14 protein-coding genes and 1 tRNA gene are annotated in these 13736 nt (G+C 42.1%); 12 read left to right on the top strand and 3 right to left on the bottom strand.

Features of this window, described 5'->3' with window-relative positions; translation table 11 throughout:
• Window positions 1-511: 511 nt before the first annotated feature.
• Window positions 512-1132: an orotate phosphoribosyltransferase gene (pyrE, locus tag HWQ40_RS32995; RefSeq protein ID WP_292786265.1), complete on the bottom strand. Its 621-nt coding sequence runs from the start codon at window positions 1130-1132 to the stop codon at window positions 512-514.
• A gap of 106 nt (window positions 1133-1238) precedes the next feature.
• On the opposite strand from pyrE, the gene HWQ40_RS32990 reads away from it, so the two are divergent.
• Window positions 1239-1670 (top strand): hypothetical protein, encoded by a 432-nt coding sequence (locus tag HWQ40_RS32990; protein ID WP_292786262.1) that lies wholly within the window; start codon window positions 1239-1241, stop codon window positions 1668-1670.
• A 151-nt stretch (window positions 1671-1821) separates the two neighbouring features.
• On the opposite strand, the gene HWQ40_RS32985 is transcribed toward HWQ40_RS32990, so the two are convergent.
• Window positions 1822-1894, bottom strand: a tRNA-Ile gene (locus tag HWQ40_RS32985).
• A 296-nt stretch (window positions 1895-2190) separates the two neighbouring features.
• On the opposite strand from HWQ40_RS32985, the gene HWQ40_RS32980 reads away from it, so the two are divergent.
• The gene (locus HWQ40_RS32980) at window positions 2191-2892 is read left to right on the top strand and encodes a hypothetical protein (protein WP_099102321.1); all 702 of its coding nucleotides are present in this window, start codon (window positions 2191-2193) and stop codon (window positions 2890-2892) included.
• A gap of 87 nt (window positions 2893-2979) precedes the next feature.
• Entirely contained in the window at window positions 2980-4374 is a 1395-nt protein-coding gene (locus HWQ40_RS32975; protein WP_292786259.1) for a hemolysin family protein, read from the top strand.
• A 45-nt stretch (window positions 4375-4419) separates the two neighbouring features.
• On the opposite strand, the gene queC is transcribed toward HWQ40_RS32975, so the two are convergent.
• On the bottom strand, window positions 4420-5097 hold the full coding sequence (gene queC / locus HWQ40_RS32970; protein ID WP_292786257.1) for a 7-cyano-7-deazaguanine synthase QueC: 678 nt from the start codon (window positions 5095-5097) through the stop codon (window positions 4420-4422).
• A 339-nt stretch (window positions 5098-5436) separates the two neighbouring features.
• On the opposite strand from queC, the gene HWQ40_RS32965 reads away from it, so the two are divergent.
• The 9 genes from HWQ40_RS32965 to rdgB all read left to right on the top strand — a co-directional run bounded on the left by HWQ40_RS32965 (window position 5437) and on the right by rdgB (window position 13719).
• On the top strand, window positions 5437-6519 hold the full coding sequence (locus HWQ40_RS32965; RefSeq protein WP_292786255.1) for a Gfo/Idh/MocA family oxidoreductase: 1083 nt from the start codon (window positions 5437-5439) through the stop codon (window positions 6517-6519).
• A gap of 467 nt (window positions 6520-6986) precedes the next feature.
• Window positions 6987-7610, top strand: coding sequence for a DedA family protein (locus HWQ40_RS32960; protein ID WP_292786253.1), 624 nt, complete (start codon window positions 6987-6989; stop codon window positions 7608-7610).
• Window positions 7611-7613: 3 nt separating this feature from the next.
• On the top strand, window positions 7614-7775 hold the full coding sequence (locus tag HWQ40_RS32955; protein WP_292786251.1) for a hypothetical protein: 162 nt from the start codon (window positions 7614-7616) through the stop codon (window positions 7773-7775).
• A 74-nt stretch (window positions 7776-7849) separates the two neighbouring features.
• Window positions 7850-9013 carry a ParM/StbA family protein gene (locus HWQ40_RS32950; protein WP_292786249.1) on the top strand — a complete coding sequence of 388 codons (1164 nt, stop codon included), beginning with the start codon at window positions 7850-7852 and terminating at the stop codon, window positions 9011-9013.
• A 5-nt stretch (window positions 9014-9018) separates the two neighbouring features.
• On the top strand, window positions 9019-9498 hold the full coding sequence (locus HWQ40_RS32945) for a plasmid segregation centromere-binding protein ParR (protein WP_094347280.1): 480 nt from the start codon (window positions 9019-9021) through the stop codon (window positions 9496-9498).
• A gap of 97 nt (window positions 9499-9595) precedes the next feature.
• The gene (locus HWQ40_RS32940; protein ID WP_292786247.1) at window positions 9596-9754 is read left to right on the top strand and encodes a hypothetical protein; all 159 of its coding nucleotides are present in this window, start codon (window positions 9596-9598) and stop codon (window positions 9752-9754) included.
• A gap of 88 nt (window positions 9755-9842) precedes the next feature.
• Window positions 9843-11474 carry a DnaJ domain-containing protein gene (locus HWQ40_RS32935; RefSeq protein ID WP_292786245.1) on the top strand — a complete coding sequence of 544 codons (1632 nt, stop codon included), beginning with the start codon at window positions 9843-9845 and terminating at the stop codon, window positions 11472-11474.
• A 136-nt stretch (window positions 11475-11610) separates the two neighbouring features.
• Window positions 11611-13047: a phosphoglucomutase/phosphomannomutase family protein gene (locus HWQ40_RS32930; RefSeq protein ID WP_292786242.1), complete on the top strand. Its 1437-nt coding sequence runs from the start codon at window positions 11611-11613 to the stop codon at window positions 13045-13047.
• A gap of 87 nt (window positions 13048-13134) precedes the next feature.
• Window positions 13135-13719, top strand: a complete 585-nt coding sequence (gene rdgB / locus HWQ40_RS32925) for an RdgB/HAM1 family non-canonical purine NTP pyrophosphatase (RefSeq protein WP_292786240.1) — start codon at window positions 13135-13137, stop codon at window positions 13717-13719.
• The last annotated feature ends 17 nt before the right edge of the window (window positions 13720-13736 follow it).

The raw sequence follows: 13736 nt of genomic DNA, 5'->3' as shown, positions 1-13736 counted from the left end.
TTAACGCTATTTTCAGCTTACTACCTGTCCCTTTCCTTATCCCGAACTCAGGTTAAAATAATAAAACTCTTACCCATTAGGGCTTTAACCCGGATTTCTCACAAAGATTTAAACGACTAGCCAAAACGTTTATGCCACTTAGACTTGCGATAAAATACCCCGTTCACATACTGTTGTGATTTGTACAGTCTCTAAAACGCTCAAAATCTAAGCTTGATAAAGATTTGGGTAATAGCGATCGCACCGCTTGTGAGAAATGCGGGTTTAAGAGTAATATTTTCCAACACAAAAATCTGTCAAATTGTCAAACAATTTGGCAGCCGACACTAGCCCTTTCAAGGTGGATAACAATTTTGAACAATAAATTTCTCTTTAACCTCTTACCTCTGTGTTCTCTGCGCCTCTGTGGTTATAAAAACTACTTTTCAACCGCAGAGGCACAGAGAGCGTAGACAGAAAAAAGAGATTCTACCAGTCACCTTGAAAAGTCTAGGCAACCGACACTTATGATTTATTTCGCAAGTTGTCGGTAGCGTTCTTGAACTTCCTGAATCGAAAACAAAGTTTCAAACTTCAACCCCGCTGACTGGTACAACTCACCTCCCCCTTGTTGTCGATCTACCAGTGAAATTACTTGATTTACGGTATAACCTGCATCTTTCAGACGCTCAACCGCTTTTAGAGCAGATTGCCCAGTTGTTACTACATCTTCCAAAACTACTACTTTTGCGCCCTCTAGTAAACTGGGGCCTTCTATATAAGCTCTTGTTCCATAACCCTTGGCTTCCTTGCGAATAATCAGCGCTGGTATCGGGCGGTTTTCATAAACTGAAACTATACTCACTGCTGTCACAATTGGGTCAGCCCCCATTGTTAAACCACCTACAGCCTGTGTATCTACAGGTAATAAAGGGAATACCAATCGTCCGACAGCTAAAGCGCCTTGAGGATGGAGTGTTACCTGTGTCTTATTGACGTAATAAGAACTACGCAGCCCAGAAGATAGGAGAAAATCACCCTCTTGATAAGCAAGTTGGCAAAATAAATCTAGTAGCTTGTGGCGCAAAGTGGTCAAATCAGAAGTGGTTGCCCAAATATCTGGGTGGGTGATAGTTTCAGTAGGATACGTCATTACAAAACATTAAAAGTTGTGCTACACCAAAGGTTGAACTCATCAGAGTTCTGAACTTCAGCATAAATTAAGATTCGCCCAAAGCAAAAGTTGAGGAGTCAGAAACGTGCGTATAAAATTTAAAACCTTTGGTGGTTTATTGGTGTTGCTTGCTGCTGGTATTGCTTTTCCCTCTATTGCATCTGCCCAAACGGCAACACCCAATTCTGAAACTACGAATGATATATTTGAACGAGCTTATTTTCGTCACGATCGCAATTTCTACGAAAATGGCAGTCTCAAGCGTCAGCTAGACTCATTTCTAGGATCTGGTTCCGGTTTCGGTGGTTCCTTTCCAGAAAATGAAATTGCCCGCGATGCTAATTTGATTAATACTTTATATCACGATGCCCTGACTCAGCAAGTTGGCAACGATCCTTATATTCGTACTCCTGATTTACCAAATCCTTATGACACATCGCTGCTCGTGTCTCCTCGCTATAGCAACAAACTTAAAGTAGGAACTGAATTCAGATTTGAAACTTTACCATCTCGGTAAGATTGGGGTGTGGGGAGTGGGAAGCAGAGGAGCAGGGGAAGAAGAACTATTAATTATTGATCAATACCCAATACCCAATGCCCAATGCCCAATTCCCAATTCCCAATTCCCAATGCCCCATGCCCTCTATTACTACTTTTTGATAATTCAGTGCGCCCTGCTGGAATCGAACCAGCCTGAAGACGAATTATGAGTTCGTTGCCTCCCCAATCGGCCAAAGGCGCTTGTTTTTTTGGGTTGTGGGTTGCTACAAGTAAATTACTTCAACTCTTAGGTCAACCTCATTTGCTGATTTTAGAGTGAGAAAAATACCTCACGTACTGAGTTTAGCCAATCCCATGAATATAGCACAAATTTACCACGCGTGAATACTGGACAATAGTTTACTAGATTTTTATACTACATAATTTGATCATAGATATAGTGCAAACTAATATTGATTAAGTTCCTTTAAGGATTGAGGTCAAAAGCTTCACTATTCTTAAATAGACCAGCATTCTATTGTGATAGCTTGTCAGCGATGAAAATAAATTCTACTGTACTTCTTACTTTGATTTTGTTAATTCTGATGATGGGAGCAGGTTCTGTGAGCGCGTTTTTGGGCTTTGAACTGGGGAGTTCAGCACTTAAAGGCGTGACTACACCAGATGGGCGTCCCACAACCAAATTTGCCAGCAATAAGGCAAATAACTCCCAACAGGGAGGGCTGGTGCTATTAAAAGAAGAAGAGATTCTGAAAATTGTCAAGGCGCGAATTGAGGGTAAGACCAAAGCCGCTAAATCGGAAAAGCCAGAAGAAGATGATGAAGAAACCAATAGCAGCAAGCAGAAGCCAGAGGAAAAACCCCCAGAAGTAGTTGAAGAAAAACCCCTACCAGGTTTTCCGGTTACAGCCCAAAGTCAGGGTGTAACAATGACTGTACAATCTGCTCGCTACTCTGGTGGTGATTTACTACTGAAAGTGAAAATGCAGAACAAAGGTAAGGATTCTGTGCGCTTCCTGTATAGTTTTTTAGATGTTACCGATGACAAAGGACGAACCCTGAGTGCAAGTACAGAGGGTTTACCAACAGAATTGCCTGTAAATGGGCCAGCATTTTCAGGTACAGTGAGCATTCCTACAGCTTTACTTGATGATGTCAAGAAAATATCACTTGCTCTCACTGATTATCCCGCTCAACAATTGAAGCTAGAGGCATCGAATATTCCTGTAGAAAGGTAGAAAGGGCATTGGGCATTAGGCATTGGGCATTGGGTATTGGGTATTGGTAATTATCTGTTATTTTTTACCATTCCCTATTCCCCCTAAATGGAGGGCGTGAGTTTTACACGAGCTTTGGCGGTGAGTGGTTTTCCTAATTTAAGTTTGATAGAAGTGGCGCTGCGATTGTTGTCAGTGCTACTACTGATTGCCATAAATGCCTTTTTTGTAACGGCGGAATTTTCGATGGTGAGCGTGCGGCGATCGCGTATTCACCAGCTAGTTAAGGCTGGGGATATTCCAGCGATCGCTGTAGAAATGTTACAACGCAGTATTGACCGACTGCTATCTACCACCCAGTTAGGTATTACCCTCTCTAGTTTGGCACTGGGATGGATTGGCGAAAGTACGATTGTCGTGCTGGTGAATGCCTGGTTAAGATCCTGGCCTTTACCCAGTGGGATGACTACCTTCCTCGCCCATTCCCTATCAATTCCCATTGCCTTTTTCTTGATTGCCTATTTGCAAATTGTGATTGGAGAACTATGTCCCAAATCCTTAGCCATGCTGTACTCAGAACAGCTAGCGAGGTTTTTGGGGCCTCCGGTAAAAGCGATCGTGCGTTTTTTTGGCCCCTTCATCTGGATTCTTAACCAATCAACTCGTTTTTTATTACGGATTTTTGGCATCCAATACACAGGTCAAGGCTGGCGACCGCCTGTAACTCCCGAAGAATTGCAACTGATCATCTCTACAGAATGGGGGTCTACTGGTTTAGAGCGTGCAGAGCGGGAATTACTCAATAATGTCTTCGAGTTTGGGGATGTCATGGCGCAAGATGTGATGATCCCGCGCACCAGTATTATCGCGCTGCCAAAAGATGCTACCTTCCAGACATTACTCAGGGAAATGGCTTCTACGGGTTACTCTCGCTATCCCGTGATTGGTGAATCTTTGGACGATGTTCGCGGTATTGTTTATTTTAAAGATTTGGCACAACCTTTGGCTGTAGGAAAGCTCAGTTTAGAAACACAGATCCAACCTTGGATGCGTCCCGCCCGGTTTGTTCCAGAACACACGCCCTTGAGTGAACTTTTGCCCATGATGCAGCAAGAGAAACCCGCTATGGTTATGGTAGTCAATGAATTTGGCGGTACTGTGGGACTAGTGACAATCAAAGATGTGATTGCCGAAATTATTGGCGACCCCAGTGAACCTGAAAGCAGTGAAGACTTACTGATTCAGATGTTAGATGAGCAAAAATTTTTGGTGCAAGCACAAATCAACCTTGAAGACCTCAACGAAGTTTTGCATCTCAATTTGCCCCTGACCAGAGAATACCAAACACTAGGGGGCTTTTTGCTGTATGAGTTACAGAAAATTCCTGCCAAAGGCGAAATCTTTTGTTATCAAAATCTCGAATTCACCGTGGTATCGATTGTTGGCCCACGCCTACATCAAATTCAACTGCGACGATTAGAGGAGTTAAGAGTTGAGAGTTAAGAGTTAGGAGTTATGGATTTTAACTCCTCACTCCTCACTTCTCATTCAAGAAGCATACGCCAGTGGATCAACAAATCCCAATACGGCAAAAGCTGCTAGCCGTAAGCGACAAGAATCACACACACCACAGGCGACATCTCCATCGGCATAGCAAGACCAAGTTAGTTCCCAAGGAACTCCCAATTGGTTCCCCAGTTGGATGATTTCGGTTTTTTTCAGGTTGATTAGGGGTGCAACAATATTAATTGGTCGTCCCTCACGCCCTTGTTTGGTTCCCAGGCGAAAAACTTCTTGCATTGCTTGGATATAGTCGGGGCGACAATCAGGATATCCTGAGTAATCTAGGGCATTAACGCCGATATAGACACGCTCTGCTGCGATCGCTTCAGCGTAACTAAGAGCAAAGCTTAAAAAGATGGTATTACGAGCTGGAACGTATGTTACAGGAATATTTTGAGACATTTCATCCAGCGATCGCTCTTGGGGTAAATCAATGGCATTATCGGTAAGGGCCGAACCGCCCCATTGCCGTAAGTCAAAGTTAACTACCTGATGTTTTGCGATCGCAGCTTTTTGAGCGACACTGAGCGCTGACTGTAACTCTCGTCGATGTCGCTGCTGGTAATCAAAGGAAATAGCATGACATTCACAGCCATCAGCCTGAGCTTTGTACAGAATTGTGGAAGAGTCCAATCCCCCAGATAACAGAATTACAGCTTTCATCTCGGTTGCAAATTTTGGATTTCAAATCGCCAAATCAAACCTTAACAAGATGCCAGAAAGCAATGCTAAGGAGAATTTATACTTAGGTCTTACTGACTTTTTTCAAATTAATAAAAAGACATATATTTTTTGTAGAAAGTGCAAAATCCAAAGCAAACCCGAAATATCGATACAAAAGATATTTGGATTACGGGAACCGATCACAAACTTTGAAATTCTTCATAAACATAGGCTCTATGTTACCATCTGGATGGTTTTAGACGGATCGTAACCGGCTTTCGAGTATAAACGCCAACGGCCGTAGCGTCTCTAAATTTGGTGGTTGAGGAGAGAATAATAGTGCAAAATAGCATGTCAGTGGCAGAACCGAATCCATATACACAGCGCAACCAGCCACGACCAATCCGCATAGGCGTGATTGGAGTGGGTAACATGGGACAACACCACGCTCGCGTGCTGAGTTCAATGAAAGATGTTGAACTAGTCGGAGTGGCAGATATTAACGTCGAGCGAGGATTAGAAACTGCCAGCAAGTACAAGGTGCGTTTTTTTGAAGATTACTGCGATCTGCTACCCCTTGTGGAAGCAGTTTGTGTAGCTGTTCCCACTCGTCTGCACTATGCCGTGGGCATCAACTGTCTGTTAGCGGGAATTCATGTTTTGATTGAAAAACCGATCGCAGCCAGTATTTCTGAGGCAGAGTCTTTAGTAAATGCCGCAGCTGAATCTCAGTGTATCCTGCAAGTAGGTCATATTGAGCGTTTTAACCCAGCTTTTAAAGAACTGAGCCAAGTTCTAAAAACAGAGGAATTGCTGGCACTAGAAGCCCACAGGATGAGTCCTTACTCAGATCGAGCAAACGATGTTTCAGTTGTGCTGGATTTAATGATCCATGACATCGACCTACTTCTGGAATTAGCTGCTTCCCCAGTCACAAAATTGACTGCTAGCGGTACTCGCTCCCTAGACTCTGGTTATTTAGATTACGTAACCGCCACCTTGGGCTTTGCCAATGGTATTGTTGCTACTCTGACTGCCAGTAAAGTTACTCACCGAAAAATTCGCCGGATTGTCGCCCATTGTAAAAATTCATTTACTGAGGCAGATTTCCTCAAGAATGAAATTTTGATTCACCGACAAACCACTGCTAATTCTCTCACCGACCACCGACAAGTACTTTACAGACAAGATGGTGTAATTGAAAAAGTTTACACCAGCAATATTCAACCACTGAGTGCAGAATTAGAACATTTTGTCAACTGTGTACACGGTGGCAATCAACCCTCAGTAGGTGGCGAACAAGCTCTCAAAGCCCTGAGACTTGCAAGTTTAATTGAGCAGATGGCGCTGGAAGATCGAGTTTGGAATCCCTTAGACTGGCAATCGGAACCAAGGGTACAATCATTGACCCCCACAGTCTAGAAGAAGAGGGGATGAGGGGGATGAGGGGGACAAGGTGAAATTTTCTCCCTTCTCTCTCTGTACTACCCCACAGCCCCAACTTCAGCAGAAAACCCTAGAGTATGTTTTTAAATTTGCCATCAAGTCTTTAGATCCTTCCTAGTCCCTTTAAAAAGAAGACTAAGGGGGATCTAAAAAATTAGAAAAAAAAACCTAGTGGTTCGTTTAATTAATTTTGTGAGGTTTGTAGCGAGCAGATAAATCGTTCAATCTCAAAGGCTAGAGATACTTACGAACTTTTATAACTCTCAAGATTAATGAAACAGACCCTTAGCTTCCACTTGTCTTACTCTGTTTTTCAGTTGTGATGCCAATTTTGAGTGCAGCCAAATTAACTTGACTCTAGCAAGCGGGGATAATTACCCTTTAAAAAAGCTAAAGCTGAATTTAGCAACAAGACTAGTCCAGCAATTTCAGGAATTGACTCAATGCTTGAATGGATAACTAATACTATCAATTATTTTGGCTATTGGGGAATTGCCCTACTCATGTTTTTAGAGAACCTTTTTCCCCCCATTCCTTCAGAATTGATTATGCCACTGGCTGGATTTACAGCAAGTCCATATCAACCAGGAGGGGCAAAGCTGAATATCATTGGTGTATTTTTCGCAGGACTTTTGGGTTCTGTATTGGGCGCACTTATTTGGTACTATCCGGGTAAGTTTTTGGGTGAAATCCGTTTGAAAGCTTGGGCTGATAAGTATGGCAAATGGTTGGCTATATCCAGTAAAGATATTACCAAGGCCAAAGAGTGGTTTGACCGACAAGGTAGAACAGCAGTATTAATTGGTCGTCTTGTGCCAGGAATCCGCACCTTGATTTCTGTTCCCGCAGGTATTACCAATATGCCTTTGCTACCATTTTTGTTTTACACAACATTAGGTAGCGCTGCTTGGGTGGGTTTGTTAACATACTCAGGATACATATTGGGTAGTCAGTATGAACTTGTGGACAAGTACCTTGCTCCTGTATCTAAAATCGTACTTGGCGGTTTGGTTCTAGCATTTGTTTTCTGGATATTCAAGCGCCAGTCAAGACGTACTAGAAGATGAAACATGGACGCTTTTGGTTTGAAAGCAGTGAAAGCAGGGGTTACATCTGGCCAAAATTCGCCTACACTATGCCAAATAATACTAGATGTGCGTTGGCAGAGCTTACCGGAGGTATCGCCGGAATTAATTTTTGGCGTATTTCTAGCTACACTTGACGCAACCTAGAATTTCTGGTTGCTCGCATTTTTGTAAGATGAGCATGACAACTTTTTACAGTTAAGTTTGAACTAGGAGCTTTCATGACAGACCAACCTTCCGCCGCTACCCCAATCAATGCTGCTGCTATACCCATGAATAGGCAGCCGTTAGCATCGACTCCCATAAATGCTGTTAATAATAATCCTCCCACTAGCAAGCCAGTCGGTGGTTCCGGGAAAACCATTCTCAGTGTTGATTTAGGCAGAACTTCCACAAAAACTTGTGTGAGTCGTGAACCCGGCAGTGTGGTGTTCGTACCTGCCAACGTCAAGCAGATGTCGATAGAACAAGTACGCGGTGGTGTTTTTGAAGCCAGAGCTACTGACCCCTTAATGGATTTGTGGCTGGAGTATCAAGGAAATGGATATGCTGTTGGTCAACTGGCAGCCGATTTTGGGGCGAATTTAGGAGTCGGACAATCTAAGGTAGAAGCTGCACTAGTAAAAGTATTAGCAAGTGCTGGCTACTTCAAACTCAGAGATGATATCTCAGTTGTACTGGGTCTGCCTTTTCTTTCCTTAGAGCAATTTGAAAAGGAAAAAGCACAGCTAATTAGCCAAGTCGGTGGCCCTCATGTGTTGAATTTCCGAGGCGAATCTGTGTCGCTGAACGTCAGTAAGGTATGGGTAATGCCAGAAGGTTACGGCAGCTTGCTGTGGTCTGAAGCTCAACCTAAGAAAAACCCTGGCAGTCCCGATTTTACAAAAATATCGGTGGCGATCGTCGATATTGGACATCAAACCGTCGATCTTTTGATGGTAGATAACTTCCGTTTTGCCAGAGGTGCTTCTAAGAGTGAAGACTTCGGGATGAATAAGTTTTATGAATTGGTGTCTGCCGAAATTGAAGGAGCAGATAGTCAATCTTTAGCGCTGATTTCCGCTGTTAACAAACCCAGAGGTGAACGCTTTTATCGTCCTAAAGGCGCTAGCAAGCCCACCAACCTAGACGATTTTCTTCCCAACCTCACGGAGATGTTTTCGCGCGAAATCTGTAGCCGTGTGCTAGCCTGGTTGCCAGAACGCGTCACCGATGTGATTCTGACTGGCGGGGGTGGTGAGTTCTTCTGGGACGACGTTCAACGTCTGCTCAAAGAAGCAAAGATTAATGCTCATTTAGCAGCACCTTCCCGACAGGCGAATGCTTTGGGGCAGTATATTTATGGAGAGGCACAATTATCCTCCAATCGCGCTGCTAGGGCATAAAGCTGATGTTCCAATGGTCAAAAAAGGTAGTTAAATCCGTCACGTTCAACCCAGAGCTTGCTGATGAAAGCTTGTTAGCGCAAGTAGAAAGTTATTTGGAAAAACAACCAGACAAGACTTTCAGCGACCTCTGTAAAGAAGCCTTATGGCAATCTTTATGTGTACCGGAACCTGTACAACCTGCTCCACAAACAGCAGTAACAACACCGATCGATCAACAAATCGGTGAACTGCAACGTCAAGTGGCTGGACTTGAGGAACGTTTTTTTGCCAAGGGATCTAATCGTTTGGAGGCGATGGAACATCATCTATTGCAACTTTCTCAACAAGTTGCACAACTGGCGCTCATAGTCAACGATCGATCGTTCATTCCGTCTCCAACTCAATTAGAAGTAGTAAATAATACTTCTTATACTGTTGCTACCCCTCCTCAAGAGGTTGACCCCGTAATCAGTCGCCTTAGTCAGTTTCTTGATGATTTTTAAGGAAAAATCAGGTTTGTGAGCAGTTTTTGCTCATATTAACAATCCTTAATAGTGAATACTATTAAGGATTATTAATGTTTATTCATATTTTTTAGAAGTGGAATTTCTGGCGGAAAGCGCCTTTGAGTCTTTGCAACTAATTAAGTTTGATAAAAAAGCGATCGCGCATAGAGATTTCGTGCTGATTTACATTATTGTAACTGGGGCGATCGCTCTTATTAGCAAGCAGATTTTACTCAACACTAACTGTGAGTAATAACCTCAAAATAACTTACATTCCCTACATCATGTATGATTTTCTCAGAACTAGGGACAGTATGTTTAATGAGTAAGAGGGTTTATCTGTGGATAATCTAGAGCAGTGTTACCAAGTTTTAGGTATTTCATCTGATGCTTCTGTAGATGAGATTAAGCAAGCTTACAAAGATTTAGTTCAAGTTTGGCATCCAGATCGTTATGCTCATAATCCTCGCTTACAAAGAAAAGCGGAAGCTGAGTTGAAAGCAATTAATTCAGCATACGAAATAATAATGGAGTCTTTGGCTTCTGGTCGTACTGTCAGAAAAACAACTAATTTTTACAAAAATGACTCTTATAATACACAGGTTTCTGAACCGGAACCAGTGGTAGAAGTTAAAACAAACTTACAATCAAAGGTTAAATCTTGGATAAATAAAAATAAATGGATTTTGATAACTGGTACTGGTGCTAGTGTCTTAATATTTCTTCAAATATATGCATACACTAAATATAAAGATTTGCCATTTTCCAATCCGATACTGCTTCTTCAGCGAATTTCTAGTAGCTTTTTTCTGGAGAGGAATATATTAGGAGATGAACGTCTTGGCTATAGTTCAATAAAATTTAGTAGTAATGGAGCTGTTTTTAGTTCTCAAGAGGATCACACTGAGATTAAAATTTGGGATTTCCATAGTGGAAAAAAACTTAAATCTTTTTCTGTAAAGAATCTTCGTCCTCCAACATCTAGGGAAGATGCAATTATCGCTATTAATTTAGAACTTAAATATTTAGTGAGTAGCCACGACGAAGAAATTAAAGTTTGGAATATAGATAATAATCAGCTAATGAGGACGTTAAATCTTGGCGATCCCAAGTATAAAATCAGTAATATAGTAGTAACTAAAAATTCTGAATATCTTGTAGCATTCTATTCTAAGGTAGTATACTCTTCTGATAAATTTTACTTTTACATTCTCGATGATGATAGATTATACCCAAAGATTAAATTATATGACTTGAAAAATGGTAAATTAATTCGCTCTTTTGGTGATGAGTCTGGTTTCCCAAGCATAAGGCTGCTTCATATAAGTGATGATGGGAAAATAATCATTGGGATTGTTGAGGAATATAATTCATCTTTTGATCAGGAAGAAAAGCTTACATCTTTTGATCAGGAAGAAAAGCTTAAAATATGGAATATAAAAACTGGTCAAGAGCATATCGTTGAGAAAACACGGAATGAAGAATATTGGCACCAATCGTTCTCAGTTATTGATAGTGATGTTCCTCAAAATATTCTGTTAACTAGAAGAGATCAGGAGCTTGAAATCCGGCAACTTAACACAGGTGAATTAATTAATGTTAAACATTTAAACTGCCAGGTAAACTACTCATCTAAAATGCTTTTAGATGGTAAATTATTTGTTACTGCTAATTATTATAATATAAATGGTGGAAGCTATTTTATTGAAGTATGTAACTTAACTAATGGCGAAGAAGTTCACACTTTATATAAAGTGAATTCAAATTTAAAATTGAGTCCTAATAGCAATATTCTTGCTATTAGCAGTAATAGTCAGAATCAGATGATCGAGCTATATAATTTGGAAACAGGAAAAATTGACCAGTCTTTTATTGATACTCCGAACTCGACGCCAACTCTTGCTTTCACTCCTGATGGTCGATTTTTACTCACTGGAAGTAAGAATGGTATGAGGATTTGGCGGATACGTTAGATGCTCGAATCCAGAAATTCGCTGACTTTTGTGTAGAAACAGCCGAATACTACTAGATGTTAATACTATATTCTTTTTTTACTTTATACACTGTGATAAATGCTAGAATCCTCAAGTAGACAGTTAGGATACTTAGATGCCAGTTGTAGCTAACTCAATCAAGTTTGGTACAGACGGCTGGCGGGGCGTTATCGGTGACGAGTTCACCTTTGAACGTCTAGCCCTGGTCGCGCCAGTCGCCGCAAAAGTATTATATGATACATATTTTCCTACGGTGGGTAGCCGGACAATAATTGTTGGTTACGATCGCCGATTCATGGCCGAAGACTTTGCTCGTGCTGTCGCCAATTCTGTCAGTGCTGTCGGCTTTGATGTGCTATTGAGCGAAACTTATGCCCCAACCCCAGCTTATAGTTGGGCAGCAAAACAACTCAATGCTTTAGGGGCACTAGTAATTACAGCCAGTCATAATCCTGGTACATATTTGGGATTAAAAGTCAAGGGTTGTTTTGGTGGATCAGTACCGCCAGAAGTCACAAAAGAGATAGAGGCGCAGTTGTCGGTTGGAGTACCATTAGCAGCTACCCCAGGTAAGCAAGAGAAATTCGATCCTTGGCCCAGTTATACCCAAGCGCTAGAAGGTAAAGTTGATATCGCCAAACTTCGAGAAGCGATCGCATCTGGCAAACTAACGTTATTTGCCGATGTTATGCATGGCGCTGCTGCTGGCGGATTGGCGAGATTACTAGGCAATCAAGTCAAAGAAATCAACAGCGAACGCGACCCCCTATTTGGTGGTGGTGCGCCAGAACCATTGCCGAAATACCTTTCAAAGCTTTTTGAAGTCATCAAGACTCACCGAGAACCCGATAAATCAGGTTTAACAGTGGGGTTGGTATTTGATGGAGACTGCGATCGCATTGCAGCAGTGGATGGAGAAGCCAACTTCCTAAGTTCCCAAGTATTAATCCCGATATTAATCGACCATTTAACCCTGCGACGCGACTTTAAGGGTGAAATAGTTAAAACTGTTAGTGGTTCGGACTTGATGCCCCTTGTAGCAGCACTACATAACCTATCAGTCTTTGAGACAGCGGTTGGTTATAAATATATCGCTGACAGAATGTTAGTAGCAAAAGTGTTACTGGGTGGTGAGGAGTCGGGAGGAATTGGTTATGGCAGCCATATTCCCGAACGCGATGCCCTGCTGTCAGCCTTGTACGTTCTAGAGGCGATTGTAGAATCTGGTTTGGATTTAGGTGAGTATTATCGCCACTTGCAGAAACAAACAGGGTTTACCTCAGCTTATGATCGCATTGATTTACCCTTAGCAAATATGGAAGTGCGATCGCGTCTTTTGCAACAACTGCAAACCCAACCCTTAACGGAAATTGCCGGGTTAGCAGTGATTGATTGCCAAACAATTGACGGCTACAAATATCGCCTAGCTGATAAAAGCTGGTTAATGATTCGGTTTAGCGGGACTGAACCAGTTTTACGCCTGTACTGCGAAGCCCCAAAAATTGAGCAAGTGCATCAAACTCTTGCTTGGGCAAAACAATGGGCGGAGTAAAATTAGTGAGGAGTTGAGAGTTATTAATTGCTAACTCCTCAACTCCTAACTCCTAACTCCTAACTCCTAACTAATAATTCGTAATTCATGACATTACTTGTAGTAGCCACAGGAAATCCAGGTAAGTTGCGGGAAATGCAGGCTTATCTGGAAAATTCTGGTTGGGAATTAACCCTCAAACCTGAAGAATTAGAAATTGATGAGACGGGCGAAACTTTTGCCGCCAATGCTTGTCTAAAAGCGTCACAAATTGCTAAAGCTACGGGAAACTGGGCAATTGCTGATGATTCGGGCTTGCAAGTGGATGCCCTAAATGGCGCACCAGGGGTGTATTCTGCACGTTACGCCAAAACTGACTCAGAACGCATTGCTAGGGTACTCAAAGAATTAGGCAACGAGGTAAATCGGCAAGCTCAATTTGTTTGTGCAGTAGCGATCGCTCGTGCTGATGGTGCGATCGTATTACAATCTGAAGGTATTTGTCGTGGCGAAATTCTCCACGTACCTCGTGGTGATAGTGGTTTCGGCTACGATCCAATTTTTTATGTGCAAGAGTTGCAATTGACCTTTGCTGAAATGACACGGGAGTTGAAGGGGTCAATAAGTCATCGAGGCAAGGCTTTTGCTGCTTTACTTCCCCAACTAGACACAGTGCTTATTCCTGAGTCCTGAGTCAGGAGAAGATAAAT

The sequence above is a fragment of the Nostoc sp. NMS9 genome, assembly GCF_017114995.1.
GTDB lineage: Bacteria > Cyanobacteriota > Cyanobacteriia > Cyanobacteriales > Nostocaceae > Nostoc.
This window is presented reverse-complemented; position numbering and strand designations above follow the sequence as displayed.